General features: G+C 72.8%; 18 protein-coding genes. 13 read left to right on the top strand and 5 right to left on the bottom strand.

Annotated elements, in window-relative coordinates; all coding sequences use genetic code 11:
- The first annotated feature begins 51 nt into the window (after positions 1-51).
- Both OCU29_RS06945 and OCU29_RS06950 read left to right on the top strand, forming a co-directional pair.
- The gene (locus tag OCU29_RS06945; RefSeq protein ID WP_261819334.1) at positions 52-1,701 is read left to right on the top strand and encodes a long-chain-fatty-acid--CoA ligase; all 1,650 of its coding nucleotides are present in this window, start codon (positions 52-54) and stop codon (positions 1,699-1,701) included.
- A gap of 170 nt (positions 1,702-1,871) precedes the next feature.
- Positions 1,872-4,409 (top strand): collagen-binding domain-containing protein, encoded by a 2,538-nt coding sequence (locus tag OCU29_RS06950; protein ID WP_261819335.1) that lies wholly within the window; start codon positions 1,872-1,874, stop codon positions 4,407-4,409.
- A gap of 30 nt (positions 4,410-4,439) precedes the next feature.
- Here OCU29_RS06950 and OCU29_RS06955 read toward each other — a convergent pair whose 3' ends face one another.
- Positions 4,440-5,096 carry an HAD-IA family hydrolase gene (locus tag OCU29_RS06955; RefSeq protein WP_261819336.1) on the bottom strand — a complete coding sequence of 219 codons (657 nt, stop codon included), beginning with the start codon at positions 5,094-5,096 and terminating at the stop codon, positions 4,440-4,442.
- Positions 5,087-6,376: a citrate synthase gene (locus OCU29_RS06960; RefSeq protein ID WP_179615493.1), complete on the bottom strand. Its 1,290-nt coding sequence runs from the start codon at positions 6,374-6,376 to the stop codon at positions 5,087-5,089. Before OCU29_RS06960 ends, OCU29_RS06955 begins: the two co-directional genes overlap by 10 nt.
- 294 nt (positions 6,377-6,670) lie before the next feature.
- Here OCU29_RS06960 and rplM point away from each other — a divergent pair, with 294 nt between their 5' ends.
- The 3 genes from rplM to glmM are packed head-to-tail and all read left to right on the top strand — an operon-like array spanning position 6,671 to position 9,055.
- Positions 6,671-7,114: a 50S ribosomal protein L13 gene (gene rplM / locus OCU29_RS06965; RefSeq protein ID WP_179615494.1), complete on the top strand. Its 444-nt coding sequence runs from the start codon at positions 6,671-6,673 to the stop codon at positions 7,112-7,114.
- Between the two features lie 32 nt (positions 7,115-7,146).
- Positions 7,147-7,668: a 30S ribosomal protein S9 gene (gene rpsI, locus OCU29_RS06970; protein WP_370463662.1), complete on the top strand. Its 522-nt coding sequence runs from the start codon at positions 7,147-7,149 to the stop codon at positions 7,666-7,668.
- A 25-nt stretch (positions 7,669-7,693) separates the two neighbouring features.
- On the top strand, positions 7,694-9,055 hold the full coding sequence (gene glmM / locus OCU29_RS06975) for a phosphoglucosamine mutase (RefSeq protein WP_261819380.1): 1,362 nt from the start codon (positions 7,694-7,696) through the stop codon (positions 9,053-9,055).
- A gap of 86 nt (positions 9,056-9,141) precedes the next feature.
- Here glmM and OCU29_RS06980 read toward each other — a convergent pair whose 3' ends face one another.
- A complete protein-coding gene (locus tag OCU29_RS06980) occupies positions 9,142-13,833 on the bottom strand; it encodes a fibronectin type III domain-containing protein (protein ID WP_261819337.1) in 4,692 nt (1,563 codons plus the stop codon).
- A 175-nt stretch (positions 13,834-14,008) separates the two neighbouring features.
- On the opposite strand from OCU29_RS06980, the gene OCU29_RS06985 reads away from it, so the two are divergent.
- The 3 genes from OCU29_RS06985 (at position 14,009) to OCU29_RS06995 (ending at position 16,582) form a co-directional block, all read left to right on the top strand.
- Positions 14,009-14,941: an ATP-binding cassette domain-containing protein gene (locus OCU29_RS06985; RefSeq protein WP_261819338.1), complete on the top strand. Its 933-nt coding sequence runs from the start codon at positions 14,009-14,011 to the stop codon at positions 14,939-14,941.
- A complete protein-coding gene (locus OCU29_RS06990; protein ID WP_261819339.1) occupies positions 14,938-15,750 on the top strand; it encodes an ABC transporter permease in 813 nt (270 codons plus the stop codon). Before OCU29_RS06985 ends, OCU29_RS06990 begins: the two co-directional genes overlap by 4 nt.
- Before the next feature lie 76 nt (positions 15,751-15,826).
- Entirely contained in the window at positions 15,827-16,582 is a 756-nt protein-coding gene (locus OCU29_RS06995) for a hypothetical protein (protein WP_261819340.1), read from the top strand.
- On the opposite strand, the gene coaA is transcribed toward OCU29_RS06995, so the two are convergent.
- Positions 16,558-17,550, bottom strand: a complete 993-nt coding sequence (gene coaA, locus OCU29_RS07000; RefSeq protein WP_179615497.1) for a type I pantothenate kinase — start codon at positions 17,548-17,550, stop codon at positions 16,558-16,560. The genes OCU29_RS06995 and coaA overlap by 25 nt on opposite strands.
- A gap of 68 nt (positions 17,551-17,618) precedes the next feature.
- On the opposite strand from coaA, the gene glmS reads away from it, so the two are divergent.
- The 3 genes from glmS to OCU29_RS07015 all read left to right on the top strand — a co-directional run bounded on the left by glmS (position 17,619) and on the right by OCU29_RS07015 (position 22,533).
- Positions 17,619-19,463, top strand: coding sequence for a glutamine--fructose-6-phosphate transaminase (isomerizing) (glmS, locus tag OCU29_RS07005; RefSeq protein ID WP_261819341.1), 1,845 nt, complete (start codon positions 17,619-17,621; stop codon positions 19,461-19,463).
- A 7-nt stretch (positions 19,464-19,470) separates the two neighbouring features.
- A complete protein-coding gene (locus OCU29_RS07010; protein WP_179615499.1) occupies positions 19,471-19,824 on the top strand; it encodes a holo-ACP synthase in 354 nt (117 codons plus the stop codon).
- A gap of 141 nt (positions 19,825-19,965) precedes the next feature.
- Positions 19,966-22,533: an amidase family protein gene (locus OCU29_RS07015; RefSeq protein ID WP_261819342.1), complete on the top strand. Its 2,568-nt coding sequence runs from the start codon at positions 19,966-19,968 to the stop codon at positions 22,531-22,533.
- 38 nt (positions 22,534-22,571) lie between these two features.
- On the opposite strand, the gene OCU29_RS07020 is transcribed toward OCU29_RS07015, so the two are convergent.
- Entirely contained in the window at positions 22,572-23,510 is a 939-nt protein-coding gene (locus tag OCU29_RS07020) for a hypothetical protein (RefSeq protein WP_261819343.1), read from the bottom strand.
- A gap of 123 nt (positions 23,511-23,633) precedes the next feature.
- On the opposite strand from OCU29_RS07020, the gene OCU29_RS07025 reads away from it, so the two are divergent.
- Positions 23,634-25,076 (top strand): NAD(P)H-hydrate dehydratase, encoded by a 1,443-nt coding sequence (locus tag OCU29_RS07025; protein ID WP_261819344.1) that lies wholly within the window; start codon positions 23,634-23,636, stop codon positions 25,074-25,076.
- A 25-nt stretch (positions 25,077-25,101) separates the two neighbouring features.
- Entirely contained in the window at positions 25,102-26,259 is a 1,158-nt protein-coding gene (gene alr, locus OCU29_RS07030; RefSeq protein WP_261819345.1) for an alanine racemase, read from the top strand.
- The last annotated feature ends 2 nt before the right edge of the window (positions 26,260-26,261 follow it).

Raw genomic sequence — 26,261 nt, forward strand, 5'->3', positions numbered from 1 at the left:
GATCCAGCACACCTCTTGATGGGCCCTGTGGGCTCGGTCACACTCGGCCCCATGACTGCCACCCCGACCGACACCTCCACTTCGGCCACCCCGGGCACCTCGACCACCGGCCCCGCGCCCGGTCCGACGCCCCGCTTCGTCGACGACCGCCTCGCCCACTGGGCGGCCACCAAGCCCGACGAGGAGGCGATGAGCTACCTGGGCCGCAGCTGGACCTGGGCGCAGTGGGACGAGCGCGTACGCCGCTGCACCGGCATGCTGGCCGGGCTCGGGGTCGGCCGCGGCGACGTGGTGGCCTTCCTCGACAAGAACCACCCGGCCTGCGTCGAGCTCAGCCTCGCCGCGGGGGCGCTGGGGGCCGCCAACGCGATCATCAACTTCCGCCTCGCCGGGGAGGAGATCGACTACGCCGTCAACGACTCCGGCGCCAAGGTGCTGCTGGTCGGCTCCGAGCTCAAGGGCCAGATCGAGCAGATCCGCGACCGGCTCACCGGTGTCGAGCACGTCATCGAGGTCACCCCCGAGGGCGGCGACGACTCAGGGCCCGACGACTACGAGACCCGCCTGGCCGCGGCCACGCCCACCGGACGCTCCGCCGACGTCGAGCCCGACGACACCTGCCTGGTGATGTACTCCTCGGGCACCACCGGGCACCCCAAGGGCGTGATGCTCACCCACGCCAACATGATCGCCCACACCATCAACTCCCACGACGGGTGGGGCTTCGAGCCCGGCGACAAGTCGATGGTCGCGATGCCGCTCTTCCACGTCGGCGGGTCGTCGTACGTGCTCTTCGGGCTGCACGACGGCATCCCCAGCATCATGACCCGCGACCCCGACGGCGCCTCCCTGGCCGGTGCGATCCTGGCCGGCGCCAACCGCACCTTCCTGGTGCCGGCGGTGCTCGCCCAGGTGCTGCAGTCGGGCCCCGACGCGATCAAGCTCTTCGGGGCGCTGAAGACCTACACCTACGGCGCGGCCCCGATGCCGCCGCCGCTGCTGCGCGCGGCGATGGAGGCCTGGCCCGACACCGACTTCATGCAGGTCTACGGCCTGACCGAGGTCTCCGGGGTGGCCACCCACCTGATGCCCGAGGAGCACCGCACCGCGATCGCCGACGGGCACCCCGAGCGGCTGGTCTCGGCCGGCCGCGCGGTGCCCGAGGTGGAGGTGCGCATCGTCGACCCCGCGACCCTCGAGGACCTGCCCACCGGCGAGCACGGGGAGATCTGGCTGCGCACGCCCCAGCTCTTCAAGGGCTACCTCAACCGCCCCGAGGCCACCGCCGAGGTGATCACCGAGGACGGCTGGTTCCGCACCGGCGACATGGGCAAGGTCGACGCCGACGGCTACGTCTTCGTCGAGGACCGCCTCAAGGACATGATCATCTCGGGCGGGGAGAACATCTACAGCCCCGAGGTCGAGCGGGTGCTCGCCGAGCACCCGGCGGTGATGGAGGTCGCGGTCATCGGCATCCCCGACGACACCTGGGGCGAGTCGGTCAAGGCGGTGGTGGCGCTCAAGGAGGGCGCCTCGGCCACCGAGCAGGAGATCATCGACCACTGCCGCGAGCACCTGGCGCACTTCAAGTGCCCCAAGAGCGTCGACGTCATCGAGATGCTGCCGCGCAACCCGACCGGCAAGATCCTCAAGCGCGAGCTGCGGGCGCCGTACTGGGCCGACCGCGACCGGGGCGTCTGACCCGCCGACGACCGCTGACGACGGCACCGCCCGAGGGCCCGGTCCTCGGGCGGTGCCCGGTTCGTCGACGCGGCGGTAACGGCTCCTCCACAGCCGTCCCGCGCCCCCTCCCGGGCCCCTAGCGTCGGGGCGGGGGTGCCGAGCGGCGCCCCCGGAGGCGGGGGGCCACCATGCTGCGACACCACCACCAGCTCGTACGACGCGGCGCCAGGGCCACGGGCGCGAGCCTGCTGGCCGGGGCCCTCGCGGCCGCCGCGATGATCGCCCTGCCGGGCTCGTCGGGCGCCGCGGCCGGCACCGGCGGGGGAGCGGCCTGCGAGACGCTGACCCACCCGCTGGGCGCGGCCACGCCGTACACGGAGTTCGTCGCGACCCACGGCACCCGCGGCTCGGAGTCGGAGGGGGCCATCGCCTACGGCGGCGACCTCGCCGCCAGCGGCATGACCGTCGGCACCCGGCTCACCTCCGAGAAGACCGCCCCCACGCTGGTCGTGGCCGGCTCCCACGGCCAGTGGTTCAACCTCCAGCGCGGCAGCGCCTGGGTGGTGCCCCGCAGCGGGGTCAACTTCAACGGCGGCGGCACCTACCTCGACGCCAACCCCGTCGACGTCCCGGCCGCCTTCGTGGGGCTGCGCGCCCTGGCCGCACGGATCGCCGCGACACCGAGCACCGCCACGGTGCTGGAGAACAACGAGATCAGCGCTCAGCCCAGCCTGGTGCTGCGCGGCACCGACCCCGTCCTCAACGTCGTGCGCCCCACCGCGGCGCAGCTCGCCTCCGGACGCAACATCGGCTACGACGTGCCGACCGGCTCGACGCTGCTGGTGGTCGTCGACGGGGCCGACGTCACCGTCCGGGGCCAGGTCTGGGTGCGCGAGCCGGGAGGCTGGCAGCAGGCCAACGACTCGACGATGGCCACCCGCCCCGGGGTGCTGTGGAGCCTGGCCGACGCCTCGCGGGTGACCCTCGACATCGGCAGCGCCTGGGGTGGCAGCATCCTGGCCCCCGCCGCCCACGTGGTCGTCGCCCGGGCCGGCCACACCATCGGCCAGGTGCTGGCCCAGCGGTTCAGCTCCGCCTTCGAGACCCACCAGCGGCTGTTCTCGCCCACCCTGTGCCTGCCGCCGACCTCCCCGCCCACGACGGCACCGCCGCCCACCCCGGAGCCGCCGGGGACGACCGACGTCACGCTGACCAAGACCGCGTCCGCGACGTCGGTGCGCGGCGGCGGGCGGACGTCGTACACGCTCACCGCCCGCAACCTCGGGACGGCGACGGCGACCGGGGTCGTGCTCCGCGACCCGCTGCCGGCGGGGGTGACCCTCGAGTCCGCGAGCCCCGGGTGCTCGGCGGCCGCGGGCGTGGTGACCTGCCAGGTCGGTGACCTCGCGGCCGGCGCCACGCACGGTGTGCGGCTCGACGTGCTCGTCGACCCGGTCGCCGGGTCCGGGCGCACCGCGCACCCGCAGGCCCACCACCACCTCACGCCCACGAAGCAGGAGGTGCACGTCGACCTCGAGGCCGGGCAGACCCGCTCGGTGACGCTGGGCTGCCCGGGCGGCATCGTCTCCGACGGCGCGGTCCGCGTCGACCACGTCGACCAGGGCACCGGCACGCTCGCCGACGTACGGGTGCTCTCGGCGCGGAGCACCGGTGTCGGGACCTGGAAGGCGGTCGTGCGCAACGACGCCACCGGCCGCGCCCAGGCCAAGGCCTTCGGCGTCTGCCTGCCCGGCAGCACCGAGCCCGCCGACCGGCAGACCGGGCACGCCGACGGCCACGCCCACGACCTGGTCGCCGACACCGCGCTGGTCACCGAGACCCGGGCCCTGGCGCCGGGACGGCACAGCACCCGGCTGACCTGCCCCGCGGCGACCACGCCCGTGGCCCCCGGTCACGACCTCTCGGGCGGCACCGCCCGGCTGGTGGCCTCCGAGCCCACCGCGACCGGCTGGCGCCTCGACGTGCTGGTGCAGGAGGCGACCACGCTGACCGCGTCGGTGCGCTGCCTGCGCACCGCCACCACCGCCGCGCAGGGCCACACCCACCAGCTGCGCACCACCCACGTCGAGCGCCGCGTCGTGGTGCCGGCCGGGGCGGTGGTCGAGGAGCAGGTGGTCTGCCCCGACGACGCCAAGGGCGTGGTGGCCACCTTCGACCTGCCCGACGGCCTGGTGGGCCTCGGCCACGACCCGCGGCTCAAGACCCGCGCCTTCCGGCTGCTCAACCCCACCGGGTCGCCGCAGGAGGCGCTGCTCGACCTGGTCTGCCTGCACGACCGCACCGAGGTCGAGACCCCCGGCACCGACGATTCGGCCGAGCTCGTCAACACCGCCACCGTCAGCTCGGCCTCGACCGACGTCGACTTCACCAACAACGCCGCCAGCACCACCATCACGGTGCTCCCCGGCCGCGCGACCCTGGCGCTGCCGCGCACCGCCGGCGTCAGCGGGCGCACCCTGTCGTTGCAGGTGCTGAGCTCGCTGCCGGGCGCGGCGCGGGTCACCGCGACCGCTCCCGGTGCGAAGGGCCGGGTGGCCCGCGGGCGCGTGCGGCTCGACCCCGACCGTCCTCGCGCGAGCGGCGTACGCCTGACGCGGCTGGGTCAGCGCCTGGTGCGGGCCGGCGAGGCCGACCGGCTGCGGGTCACGGTCGTGCCGACGAAGGGCCGGAAGGCCCGAGGCACGCTCGCGCTGGGGGGCTCCTGAGCACGGGTTCAGACCGGGTCCAGACCGTCCTCAGACCGGGAGCCCGAGCCCCCGCAGGTCGAGGCGCAGCGCCTCGGCGCCGGTGAAGACCAGCCCGGTCATCCCCAGCGCGCAGGCGGCCGCCACGTTGTCGGCGCGGTCGTCGACGAAGACCAGGTCGGCCAGCGGGCGCCCGGTGCGGGCCACCAGCAGCTCGTAGACCCGCGGGTCCGGCTTGGCCAGCCCCTCGGTGCCCGAGACCACGACGTCGTCGAGCAGCGCGAGCACCTCGAACATCCGCGGGGCGTGCGGGTAGAGCTCGTGCGACCAGTTCGTCAGCCCCCACTGGCGTACGCCGCCCGCGTGCAGCTCGCGCACCAGGTCGCTGCTGCCGGGGACCTCGCCGACCAGGGAGGCGGGGAAGTGGGCGCGGTAGGCGCGGGCGTGCTCGAGCCAGTGCGGGTGGCTGCGCGCGACCGCGGTCTCCGCCTCGTCCCACGACAGCCCCGAGTCGGGGCCGTGGTTGTAGGCGCGGAAGTCGAAGTCGTCGGCGGCCAGGAAGCGCGCCGCCTCGTGCTCGCCGACCCCGGCCGCGATCGCCCGGGAGGCGTCCCAGTCGATCAGCACGTTGCCCAGGTCCCACACGACCCCGGCCCCCACGTGGGGGACCGGGGTCGTGGCGGGACCGTGGGTGGGGCTCAGGCCCACCGCTCCGAGGCCGGGGTGAAGTCGAGACGACGCTCACCGGTGTAGATCTGCTTCGGGCGGGCGATCTTCTGCTCCTTGTCCTGGACCAGCTCGAGCCACTGCGCGAGCCAGCCCGGGGTGCGCCCGATGGCGAAGAGCACCGTGAACATCTCGGGCGGGAACTGGAAGGCCTCGTAGATCAGGCCCGAGTAGAAGTCCACGTTGGGGTAGAGCTTGCGGGAGATGAAGTACTCGTCCTCGAGGGCGATCTTCTCCAGCTCCTTGGCGATCTCGAGCAGCGGGTTGACCCCGGTGACCTCGAAGACGTCGTCGCAGGCCTTCTTGATGATGGTGGCGCGCGGGTCGTGGTTCTTGTAGACCCGGTGGCCGAAGCCCATCAGCTTCTCGTTGCCGTTCTTGACGCCCTCGATAAAGGCCGGGATGTTCTCCTTGGTCCCGATGCGCCGCAGCATCCGCAGCACCGCCTCGTTGGCGCCGCCGTGCAGCGGGCCGTAGAGGGCGCCGATGCCGGCCGAGACCGCCGAGTAGGGGTCGACCTGCGAGGAGCCCACCGAGCGCACCGCGTTGGTCGAGCAGTTCTGCTCGTGGTCGGCGTGCAGGATGAACAGGATGTCGAGGGCCTTGACCAGGCGCTCGTCGGCCTCGAACTTCGACTCGCTCATCTTGAAGAGCATCGAGAGGAAGTTCGCGGTGTAGGAGAGGTCGTTGTCGGGGTAGATGTAGGGCTTGCCCTGCGCGTGGCGGAACGACCAGGCGCCCAGCGTCGGCATCTTCGCGATCATCCGCACGATCTGCATGTGCCGGTTGTCGGGGTCGGAGATGTTGCGCGCGTCGGGGTAGAAGGTCGACAGCGCCCCGGTGGAGGCCATCAGCATGCCCATCGGGTGCGCGTCGTAGCGGAAGCCCTGCATGAAGGTCTTGACGTTCTCGTGCACGAAGGTGTGGTAGGTGATCTCGTGCACCCACGCCTCGTACTCGGCCTTGGTCGGGAGCGCGCCGTGGATCAGGAGGTAGGAGACCTCCAGGAAGTTCGACTTCTCGGCGAGCTGCTCGATCGGGTACCCGCGGTACTCGAGGATGCCCTTCTCACCGTCGATGTAGGTCACGGCACTGCGGCAGGAGGCGGTGTTGACGAAGCCGGGGTCGTACACGGCCAGGCCGGGAGTCTCCTCGTCGGCCTTGATCTTCCCGATGTCGGCGGCCTTGATGGAGCCGTCGGTGATCGGGACGTCGTACTCCTGTCCGGTGCGGTTGTCACGGACTGTCAGAGATTCGGTCACGCTTCGCGACTTTAGCCCGCGTCCGCAGCGAGTGTTAACCCGGTGTCCGCGGAGCGGGCCCCGTCACGCATTTGGCCGTACGCCGCGCGCCACCGTAGTCTTACCGGTCGCGACCCCTGCCGCGCCCCGACGTCCTCGTCGAGGTGCTGATCCGGACGTGAGCCGAGCCCCACCCAGACCACTCGTGGTCCGGGGCTGGTCGGTGCGAACCGGGCCGTGTTCGTCAGAGGCCGTGCTCCACCACCCCGCCGAGCAGCTCGACGGGGACCAACGAACGAAGAGAGTAGATCAGCCGTGCGTACCTACAGCCCGAAGCCTGGGGACATCCAGCGCGAGTGGCACGTCATCGACGCCACCGACGTCCGCCTCGGACGCCTCGCCGTCCAGGCCGCGACCCTCATCCGTGGCAAGCACAAGCCGACCTTCGCCCCGCACGTCGACGGTGGCGACTTCGTCGTCATCATCAACGCCGAGAAGGTGTCGCTCTCGGGCGACAAGGCGACCAAGAAGATGGCCTACCGCCACTCCGGCTTCCCGGGTGGTCTGTCCGCGACGCCGATCGGTGAGGTCCTGGAGAAGGACGCTCGCCGGGCGATCGAGATGGCCGTGTGGGGCATGCTCCCCAAGAACAAGCTGGGCCGCCAGATCCTGAAGAAGCTCAAGGTCTACTCGGGTCCCACCCACCCGCACCAGGCCCAGCAGGCCGTCCCGTTCGAGATCAGCCAGATCTCCCAGTAATCGTCGTCGTCGAGAAAGACTGAGTGAGGAACATCGTGGCTGAGACCACCGAGAACGAGAACAGCACCGAGGTCGAGGAGACCTTCACCCCCGACGAGCAGGGCGTCGCCTACAGCTCCGAGAGCGCCCCGAGCGCCGAGGCTGTCGCCGAGCGTCCCGCGACCATCGCCCCCGGCGCGGCCACCGGCCGTCGCAAGGAGGCCGTGGCCCGCGTGCGCATCGTCCCGGGCACCGGCGTGTGGACCGTCAACGGTCGCACCCTGGACTCCTACTTCCCCAACAAGCTGCACCAGCAGGTCGTCAACGAGCCCTTCGCTGCGCTGCAGCTCGAGGGCCGCTTCGACGTCATCGCCCGCATCCACGGCGGCGGCATCACCGGCCAGGCCGGCGCGCTGCGCCTGGGCGTGGCCCGCTCGCTCAACGCGATCGACGTCGAGGCCAACCGCGCGACGCTGAAGAAGGACGGGCTGCTCACCCGCGACGCCCGCGTCATCGAGCGCAAGAAGGCCGGCCTGAAGAAGGCGCGCAAGGCGCCGCAGTTCAGCAAGCGCTGATCCGCGAGGACGCGTGAGCACTTCTGTGACACGCCTCTTCGGCACGGACGGGGTCCGGGGTCGGGCCAACGGTGTCCTCACCGCTGGCCTGGCCCTGGACCTTTCCGTTGCTGCGGCGCGCGTGCTGGGTGACGCCGGCGAGTTCGAGGGCCACCGGCCCCGGGCGGTCGTCGGGCGCGACACCCGCATCTCCGGCGAGTTCCTCGAGGCCGCCGTCGTGGCCGGGCTGGCCTCGGCCGGTGTCGACGTGCACCTGGTCGGCGTGCTGCCGACCCCCGGGGTCGCGCACCTGACCGACGTGCTCGACGCCGACCTGGGCGTGATGATCTCCGCCTCGCACAACCCGATGCCCGACAACGGCATCAAGTTCTTCGCCCGCGGGGGCCACAAGCTCGACGACGCCCTCGAGGAGCGGATCGAGGCGCGCCTGCACGCCGACGAGCCGCTGCCCACCGGCGCCGACGTCGGCCGCGTGCACCCGCACCCCGAGGCCGTGCAGCGCTACGCCGACCACCTGGTCGCCACGGTGCCCGCCCCCGACGGGGCCCGCCCGCTGGCCGGGCTCCGGCTGGTGCTCGACTGCGCCGAGGGTGCGGCGTACGACGCCGGGCCGCGCGCGCTCGAGGCGGCCGGCGCCACCGTGGTCGCGATCCACGCCAGCCCCGACGGGCTCAACATCAACGACGGCTGCGGCTCCACGCACCTCGAGCCGCTGCGCAAGGCGGTCCTCGAGCACGGCGCCGACGCCGGCTTCGCCCTCGACGGCGACGCCGACCGGATGCTGGCCGTCGACGCCGCCGGCGACGTGGTCGACGGCGACCAGGTGCTGGCGATCCTGGCGCTGGCCGGGCGCGAGACCGGCTCGCTGGTCGACGACACGGTCGTGGCGACCGTGATGAGCAACCTCGGCTTCGTGCAGGCCATGGAGGCCGCCGGCATCACCGTGGCGCGCACCAAGGTCGGCGACCGCTACGTGCTCGAGCAGATGCGCGCCTCGGGCTTCGTGCTCGGCGGCGAGCAGTCGGGCCACGTCATCATGAGCCGCCACGCCACCACCGGCGACGGCCTGCTGGCCACGCTCCACGTCGCCGCCCGGATGGCTTCGACCGGTCGCTCGCTGGCCGACCTCGCCGGGGTGATGACCCGCCTGCCGCAGGTGCTGGTCAACGTGCCCGGCGTCGACAAGGACCGCACGGACGACGAGGTGCTCACCGCCGCCGTCGCCGAGGAGGAGGCCGTGCTGGCCGGCTCCGGGCGGGTCCTGCTGCGCGCCTCCGGCACCGAGCCGCTGGTGCGCGTGATGGTCGAGGCCCCCTCGATGGAGCAGGCGCAGGGCGTCGCCGACCGGCTCGCCGGCGTGGTGCGCGAGCGGCTCTCCCTGGCCTGAGAGCGCCTACCTCTCGCCCTGCTGCAACAAGTACGGCGCCGGACCCACGGGGTCCGGCGCCGTCCTTGTTCGGCAAGCTCAGTGGCTCACCAGCGCAGCCGATCGCTCCACCTGCCGTTGCGAGAGGTGCCGACTTCGTTGACGGCCCGCACCCGGAACTTGTAGGTACGTCCCTCGTCGAGGCCCTTGAAGACCAGCTTCAGCCGCTCGAGAGCGTCGCCCGCGACGGTCCGCTGGTGCCCGCGGTTGCTGGTGACGACGTACGACGTCACCTCGGCGCCGTTGTCGTCAGGGGCGGTCCACCGCACCCGGATGCCTCGACGCATGCGATCGGCCTCAGGCGCCTCGACCCGGTCGGGTACCGCGGCCACCAGGACCGGATCCGACGTCGTCGGCTCGCTGTCGCCGAGATCGCTCGACGTGACGACGGTGGCGGCGTACGTCGTACCCGGCTCGAGGTCCTCGAAGCGCACCGACGAGCTGCCCGGTGCTGCGACCTGGGTGTGGTCACCGGGGGAGAGGGTCACCCGGTGTCCGGTGACCTCGGCGCCGTTGGTGTCTCCGGACACCCAGGTGACTTCGAGGGTGGACGCGCCGTCACGGGTGACGGTGACCGACGTCGGGGCGGTCGGTGCCGAGGCGGTGTCGAGCTCGACCGAGGCGCCCTGGCCCGTGCCGATCTCGTTCTCGGCCCGCACGGACAGGGTGTAGGACCGGCCGGTGGCGAGGCCACTGACATCCGCGGACGTGCTGTCGCCTGGCACGGAGATGCTCCGGTCACCCGGGCTCACCGTCACGACGTACGCCGTGACGGGCGTGCCGTTGGGGTCGGCAGCCGCCCAGTCGAGGGTGGCGACGCCATCCTCGAAAGAGCTCGCCAGGTCGGCGACGGCGCCGGGGCGCCCGGCCGGGACGACCGGCTCCGAGGCCGCCGACGCGGGCCCTGTCCCGGTCGCCGTCGATGCGGCCACGGTGAACGTGTGCGCTGTGCCGTTCTCGAGGCCAGAGATGACCACGGAGGTGGCGGGCGCGGCCACGTCGACCACTCGTCCACCCGGCGACACCGTCACCCGGTAGGTGCTCACGTTGCCGGTCACCGCCGACCAAGACACCGTCGCGCTCTTGTCTCCACGCTCGGCCGAGACCTCGGTCGGCGCCGCGGGCAGCGCTGGCGGAGGCGGCGTTGCGCCGCCACCGCCACCGCCACCGCCACCGCCACCGCCGCCGCCACCGGTGGACGGTGCGGGCGGGGTGACCGGGCCGGAGGGCTCGGACGCCGGGCTGGTCGTGGAACCGTTGGATGCGGTGACCGTGAAGGTGTGGCTCGTGCCGCGCTCCAGGTCGGTGAAGGTGGCGGAGGTGGCCGGGGCAGCGACCTCGACCGACTCGCCGGACGGCTCGACGACGACCGTGTAACCGGTGATCCCGTCCGTCTTGTCCTCGGGCATCCGCCACGTGACTGTCGCGGTCGTCGCGTTGAGGGTGGCGGTCACGTCGACGGGCGCCGGCGGCGCCTGCTGCTGCCCCAGGAACGACTCGGTGGTGGCGGTCATCGAGCGGCCGATCTCGTTGATCGCCGTGGCCTCGAGGCGGTAGAGCGTGCCCTCGACGAGACCGGCGAAACGCTCGGAGAACTCGTCGCCGGGGGAAGTGCTCTCGATCGTGCGCGTCTCGACGACATCACCGTTGTCGCGGTTGACGAGAGCGACCATCAGCTCGGCGGCTGCTCCACCATCGGAGGCAAGCGTGCCGTGGGCGACCGCGTCCCCCTGGTCGGTGATCTCGAGATCGATCTGCGGCGTTGCGGGGCTGAGGCGCGGGGTCTCCTCGGCGGACATGGGTGCCGATGGCAGGGTCACCGCGCGCTTGGCTCCGTCGATGCGGCTGTTGATGTCCCCGTCTGGGGCTTCCCAGTGACTGCTGCGTACGTCCAGGATGCAATCGCCGTAAGAGAAGAGACGAGTCGACCGACGCTCAAAAGTGTTGTGCCGGGCGTCCAAACGCCCAGCACCTGAGCAGCCGACGTAGCCGTTCCGGAAGCGGTTGTTGCGTACAACGGTACGAGCGTGCGGATTCGAGACGTGTATGCGCGATTGGCTGCTAGAGCGAACGATATTGATGTCGGTTGTCTTTGCGCCATCGATGTCGATGCGCGTCTGACCAAGCGCGGTGTCGGCCACAGACAACGAGATCGGGCTACCAAACGCGCTGTCCGCGTACCAGAGCGACACCTCGGGGCCGCGCACCTCGACGTGATCCATCGACAGGGCTCCGCCCGCGGCTGCTGCACTGGTGAACAGCACACCAGACCTCATGGCGAAGCCGTCGCTGTCGATGGTGACAGGCGCGTCGTCGGTGCCGAACAGCTTCACCGTGCCATTGACGAGGAACCCAAGGTTGTAGCAGCAGACGTACGAGGCACGGATGACGACACCGGGCTCGACTTCCAGGGTCACGTCGTGAGGGATAGTCAGTAAGCCGGTAAGCGTCACTGGGCTGTCGTCGATCGTCCAAGTGGTGTCCTGGGTGAGGGTCCCGGAGACGAGCGTGCCCTCAGTCGGCTCGGGCTCCGGTGCCGGTTCGGGCGCCAGGAACGATTCCGTCTCGACTGTCTCGGTGCGGCCCCGCTCGTTCTCCGCATAGGCGGACAGCCGGTACAGCCCGCCCGGCGTGAGGGTGGTGAACCTAATCGACAGATGGCTCTCGTCCCGCCAAGTCGGCAGCGCGACGGTGTGTGCCTCGACAACATCGCCGCTCTCCCGGTCGGTGGCCGTCGCAGTGACCGTGCCGGGCGCCCCACCGTCCGATCCGGTGTAGACACCGAGTCGGACCCGTCCGTCCCGGGTCTCGTTGCCAGCGCTGATCGAGTACGGCGCCAGCGCCGGAGTGCCCGCGGTCGGCTTGTCGGTGGTCGGTAGCGCCGTCACCCGTCCGGCCCCTTGGATGCGGTTGCCGAGCGAGGAGTCCGGAGCCTCCCAGAAGTTGCCCGACACGTCGAGGACGCAGTCGTCGTTGCTGGCGACCCCCGAGGTGCGCTCGAAGGTGTTGCCCGAGACGTCCAGCCGACCCAAGCCTTCACAAGACAGCCGAGAGTCGCGGAAGCGGTTGTCGGTGATGTTGACGCGCTCATCATCCGCGTCGAGGAGCGTGACTGCGGGCCCGTTGTACTCAGGTCCGAGCACCAATGAACGAGTCAAGTCCAAGGAGGACTGGGTCACGTCGATGCTCAGGGACAGGCCGCGCAGACGCGAGCGGGTGATGCGCACGGACTGCATAGCTGTGGTTTCACTCGCCTCGACCAACCCCCCGTAGTAGCCGCCGCGGATGTCCAGTCCAGTTGCCTCAAAGACACCCGATTCGCCGAGCGGACGGATGAACGAGCCACGCTCCGAGTCCACGAGGACTGGGGCTCCCGCCTCGCCCTGGACGTTGATGGTCCCGCCCAGGTGAAAGAGCGGCGTACGGCAGCAGACTTCCTCAGACATGGCGACGGAGACGCCGGCTTCGATCGTCAGGGTGACGCCCTTAGGGACGGTGACCGTCCGCGTCAGCTCGACGGGGCTCATCTCCGCGGTCCACGTGGTGTCCTCGGTGAGCGTGCCAGGCGTCGGCGCCGGTCCCGGGTCAGCCAAGGTGGGTGCGATGAACGACTCGGTCTCGCTCACCGCGCTTCTTCCCTGGTCGTTCTCGGCGTAGGCCGACAGACGGTAGAGAGCGCCGGGGGTGAGGTCGGTGAACATGAAGCTCAGCTGCGCGTTGTCACGCCACGAGAGCATGGGCAGCTCGTGCGTCTCATCGACCTCGCCGGTCTCGCGGTTGGTGGCGATGGCGACGACGGTGGCCGCCTGCCCACCGTCGGAATCCACCTGCACGTCCGCGACGGGGGCATTGCCGGCACCACTGCTCCGGTAGATCGCTGGCCGCGAGGGAGGGAGCGCAGGGGTGTCGGCAGAAGGTGCGTCGGCCAGGGGAGTGACCACGACGCGAGCTGCACCTTGGACGCGGTTGCCGACCTGCTCGGCCGTCGCCTCCCAGTAGTTGCCGGAGGCGGTGAGAAGGCAGTCGTCCTGGCTGCTGATCCGGGAACCCTGCCAGTTCGTCCGTTCCAACGTGTTTCCCGACATCGTCAGCCGGCCGGCGCCGCCACACGTCAAGGAGGAGTCCCGCAGCCGGTTGTCGGTGATGCTGATGGCGCTCTCCACCGGGTTGTTGATGGTGAGCTGGCTGGAGAGCAACCGGTTGCGTCTCAGCTCGATGGTCCCGGACGCGCCGCTGAGGTGGAGCTGGCCGGTGAGTCGTGAGTCGACGGCACGAACCTGCGCGAAGGCCGCGGGGGACGCGTAGTAGCCGGAGCCGGTCAGATATCTGGCCGAAAGACTTTCCACGTGGGAGAGGTCAAGCCGAGCCAGCGCCCCCACGGGCCGGAGCAGGTCGTCGTACTTGTCGCTCCATGATGAGTCGAAGACGACCGGCTCAGACTCGATGCCCAGCGCTTCCAGGGTGCCAGCGACGTCGAAGCCAGATCCGTAGGCGTTCGACGTGCCCACCGTGACCCCGTCGCCGATGGTCAGGGTGACGCCCTCCGGGATGGTGATCCGCCCGGTCAGCACGTACGGGCTGTCCTCGGCACTCCACGTCGTGTCGACGTCGATCGTGCCGGAGACGGGCGTACCCGGTTCCGCAGCGACGGCGGGGGCGGAAGCGCCGAAGGCGACCAGGCCTGAGGTGGCGAGGAGGGTGGCGAGGCCGGCAGCGACTCGGCGCTGGCGTAGAAGCACGGTGACTCCACTGTCGAGGTGATGAGGACGGCTCAAGGTAAAGGAGTAGGGCCGCCTGCGCGGGCTTAGTGCTGCTCTCGGAGGAGAGCGCAATATGTCCCCGCGGACGGTCACTGTGTGCATCAGCGCGATACCCCGGGTCGCATCTAGTCACCCCTGCTGATTGGGTGGGCGCATGATCGACGCGCCACCGCTGGTCCTCGAGGGACTGGGCAAGAGGTTCGGGTCGGTGCAGGCGGTGGAGGACCTGTCCTTCACGGTCGCGCCGGGCCGGGTGACCGGGTTCCTGGGCCCCAACGGCTCGGGCAAGACCACGACGCTGCGGATGCTGCTGGGCCTGACCAGGCCCACCACCGGCCGGGCGCTCGTGGGGGAGCGGCCGTACGCCGAGCTGCCGGTGCCGGGCGCCGTGGTCGGCGCCGCGCTCGAGCCCGGCTTCCACCCCGGGCGCACCGCCCGCGGCCACCTGGAGGCCTGGGCGCCCCAGGTCGGGGCGGGCCGGGCGCGCTGCCGCGAGGTGCTGGCGATGGTCGGGCTCGACCAGAGCGCCGAGCGCCGGGTCGGCGGCTTCTCCCTCGGCATGCGCCAGCGCCTGGGCCTGGCGGCCGCGCTGCTGGCCGACCCGCCGGTGCTGGTGCTCGACGAGCCCGCCAACGGCCTCGACCCCGAGGGCATCAAGTGGCTGCGCGGGATGCTGCGCCACCTCGCGGCCGAGGGGCGCACCGTCCTGGTCTCGAGCCACGTGCTCGGCGAGGTGCAGCACACCGTGGACGACGTGGTCATCATCGCGCAGGGCCGGCTCGTGCACGCCTCCCCGCTCGAGGGCCTGGCCGCGCTCGCCGAGCCCCGCACCTACGTCGAGTCGCCCGAGGTCGAGCGCCTCACCGGCGTGCTGGCCGAGCAGGGCTGGGCCACCTCGCCCGGCGCGAGAGGGGCCACCGGCGTGGTCGTCGAGGGGGTCGCCGCCGCCCGGGTCGGCGCCGCCGTGCACGCCGCCGGCCTCGAGGTGCACCAGCTCACCTCGCAGGGCACCGACCTCGAGGACGTCTTCTTCCACCTCGTCGAGCAGGCCGGCGACCGGCCCGAGCCCCAGGAGGTCGTGGCATGAGCACCCCGCAGCGGCTGCGCGTCGCCCTGGTCGCCGAGCACCGCAAGCTCGTGAGCACCCGGATCTGGTGGATCCTCGCGCTCGCGATGGCCGCCTACCTCGCCTTCGTCGGCGGCGTGCTGGCCCTCAGCGCCACCGTCACGCCGCCCGGCGAGGGCACTCCGCAGCTCACCGGCATCGACGCCGCGCTGTCGACGTACGGCGTGCTCAACGCGATCGGCTACGTCTTCCCGCTCGTCGTCGGCACCCTGGCCGTCACCACCGAGCACCGCCACCGCACCATCGAGCAGACCTACCTCGTCGAGCCGCGCCGCGGTGTGGTGCTGGTGGCCAAGCTGCTCGGCACCGTGCCGGTGGGGCTGCTGCTCGGTGCCGTCGGCACCGCCGGCCTGGTCGCCACGGCCGCGCCGGTGCTGGCCTGGCAGGGCGACGGCGCCTTCCTCACCAGCGGCCGCGTCTGGGAGACGCTGCTGCTCGGGGTGGTCGTCACCGCGCTGTGGGCGGTGCTGGGCGCGGCGTTCGGAGCCGTGCTGACCAACCAGGTCGCCGCGATCGTGGTGGTCCTGGCCTTCACCCAGTTCGTCGAGCCGATCGCCCGGGTCGCGCTCGCGGCCTTCGAGTCGCTCTCGGGGGTCTCGGCCTACCTGCCCGGTGCCGCCGCCGACGCGGTCGTGGGCGCCAGCTTCTTCAGCGGCTTCGGCGGCGCCGACCTGCTGCCGCGCTGGGGCGGCGCCCTCGTGCTGCTGGCGTACGTCGCCGCGCTGGCCCTGGTGGGCTGGTGGCGGGCCCGCTCCAGCGACGTGGGCTGACGCTCCGCGCGGCGCTCCTCCACAGGCGGGGGCCGGGCGAGGTGTGCGCGGCGGCCGGGTCGGGTAGGCACCGGCCATGACCTCGCGCACCGACCGGCCGCCGGCGCCGCTGCTGGCGCTCGCCGCGGTGGCGGTCGCGCTGGTGCTGGTGACCGGCGGTGTCGTGGTGGCCGGCTGGGCCGGTCGCGTCGGTGGCCCGGCACCCGCAGGCGACCCGGGGGAGGGGGCCGGCGCCGTGCAGCTGGTGCGCGGCGGCGAGCACGACGCGGCCGTCCTCGAGGTCGGCGACGGCTGGACCCTCCGCCCGCGCGGCACCTCGCTCTTCTACACCGACGCGCAGGGCCGGATCAGCGCCGGCATCGACGGCGCCGCGGTGTTCCGCGACGGGTTCTGCGAGGCGGACGGCCCCGGAGCCTCCGGCCGGCCCTCCAACCGGGCGATCGCCGGGTTCGGCCGGGTCTCGCGGCTGGCGCCACGGCCCACGAGCCGCGAGCTCGCGCGGCAGTGGCGCGACGCCGTCGCCTACGACCACCGCACCGCCACCACCCACGAGACCGGCCCGCTGCGCACCCGCGAGGTCGAGCTCGCCGACGGTTCTGCGGCGGTGCGCACCGACGTGGCGCTGCGCGTCGCCGACCCCGGCGTCTGCGAGGCGGCCCGGGTGCAGGTCAGCGTGGTCAGCCTCGACACCGGCCGCTGGACCTCCAGCGTGGTGCTGGTGCGCGACCGGGGCGTGCCCGACGCGCTCGGCGACGCCGCCGCCGACCGGCTGCTGGGCAGCCTGCGCCCCACCTCGGGCGAGCCGGCTCAGAGCTTGCGCAGCCGCACGTAGCGCACCGAGTGGTCGATGTCCTTGCGCAGCACCAGGGTGGCCCGCGAACGGGTCGGCAGCACGTTCTGCACCAGGTTGGGCCCGTTGATGGTGTCCCAGATCCGCTCGGCCTCCGCGACCGCCTCGTCGTGGCTCAGCGCGCCGTACTTGGAGAAGTAGGACCCCGGGTCGCGGAACGCGGTCTCGCGCAGCCGCAGGAACCGGTCGACGTACCACTGGCGGATCTTGTCGCGCCCCGCGTCGACGTAGACGCTGAAGTCGAAGAAGTCGCTGAGCACCAGCCCGGCGGTGCCGTCCTCGCGGATGCGCGGCGGCTGCAGCACGTTGAGGCCCTCGATGATCACGATGTCGGGGCGCTTGATGACGACCTTCTCGTCGGGCACCACGTCGTAGACCAGGTGGGAGTAGGTCGGCGCCTCCACCTCGTCCTTGCCCGACTTGATGTCGACCACGAAGCGCAGCAGCGCGCGCCGGTCGTAGGACTCGGGGAAGCCCTTGCGCTGCAGGATGCCGCGGCGCTCCAGCTCGGCGTTGGGGTAGAGGAAGCCGTCGGTGGTCACCAGCGCCACGTTGGGGTGCTCGGGCCAGTGCGCCAGCATCTGCTGCAGCACCCGCGCCGTGGTCGACTTGCCGACCGCCACCGAGCCCGCGAGCCCGATCACGAACGGCGTGCGCGGCGGGGTGCGGCGGTGCAGGAAGTCCTCCTGGCTGCGGTGCAGCTCGCCGGCCGACTCGACGTACAGGCTCAGCAGCCGCGAGAGCGGCAGGTAGACCTCGCGCACCTCGTCGAGGTCGAGCTCGTCACCCAGCCCGCTGAGCTCGTGGATCTCCTCCTCGGAGAGCGGGTCCGCGGTGGCCGTGTCGGCCAGCGCCGCCCAGGCCGAGCGGTCGAGCTCGATGTACGGCGACGTCTCGCGGCCGTTGTCGTCGTGGCCGCCGTTGAGGTGGCCCCGGCCAGGCGAGGACATGGCCGCGATTGTTGCAGCCCCCGCGCCGCGCGCGTCGGGCGGTCCGCGCCTCGATAGACTCACCACCCATGTGCGGGATCGTGGGGTACGTCGGTCAGCGGCCGGCCGAGCTGGTCGTCATCGAGGGGCTGCGGCGCCTGGAGTACCGCGGCTACGACTCGGCCGGCATCGCCCTGGTCGACGAGGGGGCGCTGGTCACCCGCAAGAAGGCCGGCAAGCTCGCCAACCTCGAGAAGGTCGTCGACGACGACCCGCTGCCGCCCTCGACGATCGGCATCGGGCACACCCGCTGGGCCACCCACGGCGCCCCCAACGACGTCAACGCCCACCCCCACGTCGGGGCGACCGGGCGGGTGGCGATGGTGCACAACGGCATCATCGAGAACTTCGACGACCTGCGGGCGCGCCTGGAGGACGACGGCCACCAGCTGGTCTCCGAGACCGACACCGAGGTCGTGGCCCACCTGCTGGAGCTGCAGGTCGCCTCCGGCGTCGACCTGACCACCGCGATGCAGCGGGTGTGCAGCCGCCTCGAGGGTGCCTTCACGCTCGTGGCCGTCGACGCCCAGGACCCCACCGCCGTGGTGGCCGCGCGCCGCAACAGCCCGCTGGTCGTGGGCCTCGGCGAGGGCGAGAACTTCCTCGGCTCCGACGTCGCCGCCTTCATCGAGCACACCCGCGAGGCGCTCGAGCTCGACCAGGACCAGGTCGTGACCATCACCGCCGACGGCGTGGCCGTCTCGGGCTTCGACGGCACCCCGGCGCAGGGCCGGCCCTACCACGTCGACTGGGACCTCTCCGCGGCCGAGAAGGACGGCCACGACTGGTTCATGCGCAAGGAGATCTTCGAGCAGCCGCGCGCCGTGGCCGACTCGCTGCTGGGGCGCCGTACCCGCGAGGGGGCGCTGCACCTCGACGAGATGCGCCTGTCCGACCAGGAGCTGCGCGACGTCGACAAGATCATCATCATCGCGGCCGGCACCTCCTTCTACGCCGGCATGGTCGCCAAGTACGCCATCGAGCACTGGTGCCGGATCCCCGTCGAGGTCGAGCTGTCCAGCGAGTTCCGCTACCGCGACCCGATCCTCGACTACTCCACGCTCGTGGTGGCGATCAGCCAGTCCGGCGAGACCGCCGACACGCTGCAGGCGATCCGCCACGCCCGCACCCAGCGCTCGAAGGTGCTGGCGATCTGCAACACCAACGGCTCGACCATCCCGCGCGAGTCCGACGCGGTCATCTACACCCACGCCGGCCCCGAGATCGGCGTCGCCTCGACCAAGGGGTTCCTGACCCAGCTGGTGGCCTGCTACCTGCTCGCGCTCTACCTCGCGCAGGTCAAGGGCACCCGCTACGGCGACGAGATCGCCGAGGTGATGAGCCAGCTGGAGGAGATGCCCGGCCACATCGAGACGGTGCTCTCGCGCGCCGACGACGTCTACGCGCTCGCCGCCGACCACGTCGGCACCCGCTCGGTGCTCTTCCTGGGCCGCCACGCCGGCTACCCGGTCGCGCTCGAGGGGGCGCTGAAGCTCAAGGAGCTGGCCTACATCCACGCCGAGGGCTTCGCCGCCGGCGAGCTCAAGCACGGCCCGATCGCGCTGATCGAGCAGGACCTGCCGGTGCTGTGCGTGGTCCCGCCCCGCGGGCGCGACCAGCTGCACGGCAAGATGCTCAGCGGCATCCAGGAGGTCCGCGCCCGTGGCGCCCGCACGATCTGCCTGGCCGAGGAGGGCGACGACTCGATCTCGTCGTACGCCGACGTGCTGGTCCGGCTGCCCCGGGTGCCGGTGCTGCTCCAGCCCCTGGTTGCGGTGGTCCCGCTGCAGCTCTTCGCCTGCGAGCTGGCCACCCAGATGGGCCACGACGTCGACCAGCCGCGCAACCTCGCCAAGTCCGTCACGGTCGAGTGAGCGCGCCGTGCCCGTGATCGGCGTCGGCATCGACGTCTGCGACATCGAGCGCTTCGCCGAGTCCCTGGAGCGCACCCCCGCGCTGCGCGAGCGGCTCTTCACCCCAGCCGAGGCGACCCGGCCGCTGGCCTCGCTCGCCGCCCGCTTCGCGGCCAAGGAGGCGCTGGCCAAGGCCCTGGGCGCCCCGGTGGGGATGGCCTGGCACGACTGCGAGGTGGTCAACGAGTCGTCGGGGCGTCCGCTGCTGGAGATCCGGGGCAGCGTGCGCGCCCGCGCCGACGAGCTCGGGGTCGCCCACCTGCACCTCTCGCTCTCCCACGACGCGGGCATCGCCTCGGCCGTGGTGGTCCTCGAGGCGTGACCCGCCGCGGGAGCGCGCCGACGTGATCCAGGTCTCGTCGGGCTTAACACGCTGGTGACCGGGGAGGTAAAGAACGGTCTTGCCGCATAACACGCGGCAGCGATGGTTCACCTGCCTACCTGCCCGTTCGAGAGGAACAGCGTGAACAAGAAGAAGACCACCCGGGCGTCGTTGCTCGCCGCCGGCTCGATGGGGATCGCCGTGCTCGCGGTCGGTCCCACCGCCGCCCCCGCGCTGTCGACCCCGGCGCTGTCCACCGCGGCGGCCCCGGCCGCCGCCGGCGGCGGCTACCTCGCCCCGTACTTCACCGCCGCCGACCTGACCGGTGACCGCGAGGTCACCGTCGACGACCTCGACCTGCTGGTCGAGGCGATGGGCACCACCAGCACCGACGCGTCGTGGCCCGACGTGGCGCCGGCCGACCTCGACGGCGACCTCGTCATCACCGTCTCCGACCTCGCGGCCCTCTCGCAGCGGGTGCTGCACGACGACGGCGACTTCGCGCTCGTCGAGGCCAGCGCCGTGGAGATGCAGAAGGCGATGAACGCCGGCGTCGTCACCTCGGTGCAGCTCACCCAGGCCTACCTCGACCGCATCGCCGCCTACGACCGCACCGTCGTGGACACCTCCCCGACCGGGCGCGCCCTGGCCTCGATCATCGCCACCAGCGACGTGGCCCTCGAGGCCGCGGCCGCCAGCGACGCCGCCCGCGCCGTCAACGGCGGGCCCTCGAGCATGCTCGACGGCATCCCGGTGCTGCTCAAGGACAACTACGACACCGTCGACATGCCCACCACCGCCGGCTGCGGGTGCTGGGAGGACAACCAGACCGAGGACGACGCCGCCATGGTCGAGGGCCTGCGCGCCGACGGCGCGATCATCCTGGGCAAGGCCAGCCTCGACGAGTTCGCCTTCGGCTTCACCTCGCAGTTCAGCGCCGGCTCCGAGCCCGGCGACACGGTGTACGTCGCCAGCCCGTACGCCACCGACAAGACCGCGGGCGGCTCCAGCGGCGGCACCGGTGCCGCGATCGCCGCCAACCTCGGCGCGATCGGCTTCGGCACCGACACCGGCGGCTCGATCCGGGTGCCCTCGAGCTACAACCAGCTCGTCGGCGTGCGCCCCACGGTCGGCCTGGCCAGCCGCGACGGCATCGTGCCGCTCGCGCTCAGCCAGGACACCGGCGGCCCGATGACCCGCTCGGTCTCCGACGCGGCCATCGCGCTGGACGCCGTGGTCGGCAGCGACCCCGCCGACCCGGTGACCGCCGACGCCGACGACCGCGCGCCCGAGTCGTACACCTCCTACCTCGACCCCGAGGCGCTCGCGGGCGTGCGGATCGGCTACCTGGCCTCGATGCTGCCCAACGACCTCGCGGTGCAGCGGCTGTGGGCGCAGGCGGTCGAGGACCTCGAGGCCCAGGGCGCCACGGTCGAGGAGATCTCCATCGACGGCATCGACCCGGTGCTCGGCGAGGGCAGCGGCTCGACCAACGAGTTCAAGCACGACCTCGACGACTACATCGAGGCCCACCTCGGTGAGAGCGTCGCGGCCCGCTCGCTGCGCGCCATCATCGACACCGGCCACATCGTCCCCTCGCGCGCCTCGACGTACGAGCGTCGCGAGCAGGTCACCGAGGCCGAGTACGAGGCCTGGATGACCACCCACACCGCCGTCCTCGAGGGTGGGCGCAGCCTGGTCACCTCGGCGCTCGACGACAACGACCTCGACGCGCTCGTCTACCCCTCGGGGCGCCCGTACGGCACCCACAGCACCAACATGCGCCTGAGCCCCAACACCGGGCTGCCGGCCGTGACCGTGCCGATGGGCCAGGCCGTCGCGACCGACCTGTCCGTCACCGGGGCGGGTGTGAACCTGGAGTTCCTGGGCCGTGAGTACGCCGAGGGCGACCTGCTGGGCATGACCTACGCCTACGAGCAGGCCACCGCGCACCGCACCACCCCCGAGCTCTACGGCGCCCTCGCCGGCGACGTGCTCGAGGGCGTCGGCAGCGACGAGTCCGCGACCCCCGGCGACGGGACGGTCACGATCTCGGCGCCGGCCAAGGTCAAGGCGGGCCAGGAGTTCACGGTCACCGTCGAGCAGGACGCCGCCGACCTCTACGCCTACGACCTCAGCATCGGCTTCGACCCCGGTGCGGTGACCTACGTGGTCGACAGCGCCGGCACCGACGACACCGGCGCGACCTACGAGTCGACGGGCGAGGGCGAGGTCGCGGTGACCCACACCAAGCTCGGCACCTCGCCGGCGACCTCGGGCGAGACGACCCTGGCCACCCTCACCTTCGTGGCCACCGCCTCCGGGCCCACCGGCCTGGTGGTCGAGGAGCTCGAGACCGTCGACTCCGAGGGCACCGCCACCACCGTGGTCGAGGCCGCCGACGCCGAGGTCGACGTGCGCAAGGTCCCGACGTCCCTCGACGTCGACCTCAGCGACGACAAGGTCTCGAAGGGCTCCAAGGTCTCGCTGGTCGCCACCGTCGGCGCCGCCGGCTCGATCGCCCCCGCCGGCAAGGTCAAGGTGCTCGTCGACGGTGACGTCGTGCGCCGCGCCGAGGTCGTCGACGGAGTCGCCGAGACCCGCTTCAAGGCCCGCTCGCTGGGCCGCAGCAAGGTCATCGTCCGGTTCCTGCCCGCCGACCCCTTCAAGAAGAGCAAGGGCAAGGCGGTCTTCCGCACCGTCCGCTGACCCCAACCGTGCCCCTGGGCGTGGCCGCGAGGCCACGCTTAGGGGCACGACCCTGTGGCGGTGCCGGGCACGCCCAGGCGGAGCAGGTCGGCCAGCAGGCTGCGGGGCTCCTCCCGCAGCTCTCGCGCCGTGCACCGCACCACCACCCGGTCGCTGGCGACCAGCGACCGCTCCCGGGCGATGTCGTCCTCCCAGTGCTCGGCGTGCATGTGGAAGGCGCCGTCGATCTCGAGCACCAGCACACCGCCGTCGGCCAGGTCCCACTCGCAGTCGGTGTAGCGCAACCGGCCGTCGGAGCCCCGGCGGCGCACCTGCCGGTGCGGGGGCACGAGGCGGTGGTCGCGGCACAGCCGTGCCACGTCGAGCTCGGAGACCGAGCGTGCTCCGCCGTCGATCTCGTCGAGCGCGGTGCGGAAGAGGCCCGCCCACCGCAGCGGCCGCATCCGGCGTACCCAGTCGCGCAGCCGGTCGGGGGTCGTCAGCTGCTGCTGGACCACCGCGGCCAGCACTCCCTGCGCCGTGCGCCGGGACGGCTGGTAAGCGGCGAAGTGCAGGACGGCCGGCTCGAGTCGCATGGTGGGCAGGGCCGTGGGTGCCGTCATCGGCTCCAGTGCTCTCCGGGTACGCCGGAAGACCACCCCCTCGACGTCCTCGTCGAGCTCGAGGGCCTGAGGTACGACGACCGTGACGTCGTCGCGGTGCCAGCGCTCCAGGCCGTGCACCTCCGCGGCGCTCAGGTCGCCGAGCACCGCCGCGGGACCGGCGTGCAGCACCCCCATCCACCGGGTCTGGGCGCGGTCGAGCGGGCCCGTCGTGGTGGAGACGACCATCGGGGTGCGCGCGACCCAGCGCTCGGCGCGCACCTGCGCACGGACGCCCCACCGGTCGACGCCGAGCGCGTGGAGCTGCCGGCGGCTCAACAGCCCCTCCTGCCGACGCGCCAGCCCGCGCCACGCCGCCTCCGGTCCTCTGTCCATGCCCCGAGGGTGCCCGGAGCAGGGGGTCGCGGGCGGTCGTCCTCCACAACCTCGGCGTCGTGCCGGTGTGGGTGTCTCCGGGGTCACCCTCAGGGGCACGACCCGGGGCTAGGTTGGGGCGGCATGAGGCAGGCGCACACGGTGGAGCAGGTCAGGGCGGCGGAGGCGGGGCTGATGGCCCGGCTGCCGGAGGGCGCGCTGATGATGCGGGCGGCCCACGGGCTGGCGCAGGCGGTGGCCGACTGGCTCGGCTCGACGTACGGCCGGCGAGTGCTGCTGCTGGTGGGCTCTGGCGACAACGGGGGCGACGCGCTGCACGCCGGGGCGCTGCTGGCGCGGCGCGGGGCCGGGGTGGAGGCGTGGCTGCTCTCCGAGACCGTGCACGAGGGCGGCCTGGCGGCGCTGCGGGCCGCCGGTGGCCGGGTCGTGCCCCCGGGCGGGAGCCAGGAGCCACGCCGGGGGGCACGACCGGAGGTGGTGGTCGACGGGATCGTGGGCATCGGCGGCAAGCCCGGGCTGCGCCCCGACGCGCAGCGAGCGCTGGCACGGCTCGAGGGGGTCCCGGTGGTCGCGGTCGACGTGCCCAGCGGGGTCGACGTCGACACCGGGGAGACCCCCGAGCCGCACGTGCGGGCCGCGCTGACGGTCACGTTCGGCACCCACAAGTCCGCCCACCTGGTCGACCCCGCGGCGGGCGCCTGCGGCGCGGTGCACCTCGTCGACCTCGGCCTCGACCTGCCCGAGCCGGGCGTCGAGAGCCTCCAGGGCCACGACGTCGCCCGGCTGCTGCCGCGCCCGGCCGACGACGCCCACAAGTACACGCGCGGCGTGGTCGGGGTGCGCGCCGGCTCCGAGGAGTACCCCGGCGCCGGGCTGCTCAGCGTCGCCGGCGCCGCGACCGGCCTCGCCGGCATGGTCCGGTACGTCGGCGACGTCGCCGTGGCCGACCGGGTGCGCCAGGCGCACCCCGAGGTGGTCGGGGCCGGCCGGGTGCAGGCCTGGGTGGTCGGCTCCGGCGCGGGCGAGGGCGCCGCCGGCACCCTGGCCGAGGCGCTCGACGACGCCCGCGAGCACCACCTGCCGGTGCTCGTCGACGCCGACGCGCTGCACCAGCTCGGGCCCCACGAGCCGCTGCTGCGGTCGGGGGAGGTGCCGGCGGTGCTCACCCCGCACGCCGGCGAGCTCGCCGCGATGCTCGGCGAGGACCGCGCCGACATCGAGGCGCGCCCGCTGCACTTCGCCCGGGCGGCCGCGCGCCGCTACGGCTGCGTGGTGCTGCTCAAGGGCCGCCACACCCTGGTCAGCCGCCCCGACGGGCGCACCCGCGCCACCACCACCGGCACCCCGTGGCTGGCGACCGCCGGCGCCGGCGACGTGCTCGGCGGGCTCATCGGCGCCCTGCTCGCCGCGGGGCTCGAGCCCTTCGACGCCGCGAGCGTCGGGTCGTGGCTGCACGGCGCCGCGGCCACCGCCGTCTCGCGCGGCGGGCCGATCGTGGCGGGCCAGGTCGCGGGGGCGGTGGCCGACGTGGTGCGGACCCTGCCCGCGCCCCTGAGCAGTCCCTGAGCCGTCGGGTGGAAGGATGGACCCGATGAGCCTTCCGCACGACGCACGGCGCGCCGAGATCGTCGTCGACCTGGCGGCGGTCCGACACAACGTGCGCCGGATCGCCGACGAGGTCGGCCCCGACGTGGCGCTCATGGTCGTCGTCAAGGCCGACGCCTACGGCCACGGCATGGTGCCCGTCGCCCGGGCCGCCCGCGAGGCGGGGGCGCCCTGGCTGGGCGTGGCCACCCTCGACGAGGCGCTGGCCCTGCGCGAGGCCGGCGACACCGGCCGGCTGCTGGCCTGGCTGACCGTCCCCGGCGAGGACTGGGCGGCCGCGGTGGCCGCCGACGTCGACGTGACGGCGTACACCACCGCCGAGCTCGACCACCTCGTCGACGCCGTGGCCCGCGCCGGCCGCCCGGCCCGCCTGCAGCTCAAGATCGACACCGGCCTCAACCGCGGCGGCTGCGCCCCCGCCGACTGGCCGGCGCTGGTCGCCGCGGCGCGCGCCGGCCAGGACGCCGGCCACTGGCGCGTCACCGGCATCTGGTCGCACCTGGCCGCCTCCGACGACCCCGACCACCCCGCCAACCCCGCGCAGCAGCGGGTCTTCCGCGAGGCGCTCGACGCCGCCGAGGCGGCCGGGCTCGAGCCCGAGGTGCGCCACCTGGCCAACTCGGCCGCGGCGCTGCTGCAGCCGGAGTCCCGCTTCGACCTGGTCCGCGTCGGCCTCGCGTCCTACGGCCTCGACCCCGCCCCGGGCCACACCCCCGACCTGGGCCTGCGCCCCGCGATGACCGCCACCGCGACCGTGGCGATGACCAAGCGGCTCGCGCCCGGCGACGGCGTCTCCTACGGCCACACCTGGGTCGCCGACCAGCCGGTCACCGTCGGCCTGCTGCCCGTGGGGTACGCCGACGGGGTGCCGCGCCACGCCGGCAACACCGCCGAGGTCGGCGTCGCCGGCACACGCCGACCGGTCCGGGGCCGGGTGTGCATGGACCAGCTCGTCGTCGAGCTGGCCGGGCCGGGCGAGGAGCCGGCCGTCGGCGCCGGCGACCGGGTGGTGCTGTTCGGCAGCGCCCCCGACCCGACCGCGCAGGACTGGGCCGAGGCGTGCGGCACCATCTCCTACGAGATCGTCAGCAGGATCGGCGGCCGCTTCGCGCGCCGCTGGGTCGACAGCGAGGAGCAGTCGTGAAC

This window comes from Nocardioides sp. OK12, assembly GCF_024341885.1.
In the GTDB taxonomy this organism is placed as follows: Bacteria; Actinomycetota; Actinomycetes; order Propionibacteriales; family Nocardioidaceae; genus Nocardioides; species Nocardioides marinisabuli.

Coding starts and splice junctions, on each gene's coding strand:
- OCU29_RS06990 (WP_261819339.1), top strand. CDS start 14,938: ATGAGCACCCCGCAGCGGCTGCGCGTCGCCCTGGTCGCCGAGCACCGC.
- coaA (WP_179615497.1), bottom strand. CDS start 17,550: ATGTCCTCGCCTGGCCGGGGCCACCTCAACGGCGGCCACGACGACAAC.
- OCU29_RS06995 (WP_261819340.1), top strand. CDS start 15,827: ATGACCTCGCGCACCGACCGGCCGCCGGCGCCGCTGCTGGCGCTCGCC.
- glmS (WP_261819341.1), top strand. CDS start 17,619: ATGTGCGGGATCGTGGGGTACGTCGGTCAGCGGCCGGCCGAGCTGGTC.
- OCU29_RS06950 (WP_261819335.1), top strand. CDS start 1,872: ATGCTGCGACACCACCACCAGCTCGTACGACGCGGCGCCAGGGCCACG.
- alr (WP_261819345.1), top strand. CDS start 25,102: ATGAGCCTTCCGCACGACGCACGGCGCGCCGAGATCGTCGTCGACCTG.
- OCU29_RS07020 (WP_261819343.1), bottom strand. CDS start 23,510: ATGGACAGAGGACCGGAGGCGGCGTGGCGCGGGCTGGCGCGTCGGCAG.
- OCU29_RS07025 (WP_261819344.1), top strand. CDS start 23,634: ATGAGGCAGGCGCACACGGTGGAGCAGGTCAGGGCGGCGGAGGCGGGG.
- OCU29_RS06985 (WP_261819338.1), top strand. CDS start 14,009: ATGATCGACGCGCCACCGCTGGTCCTCGAGGGACTGGGCAAGAGGTTC.
- OCU29_RS06945 (WP_261819334.1), top strand. CDS start 52: ATGACTGCCACCCCGACCGACACCTCCACTTCGGCCACCCCGGGCACC.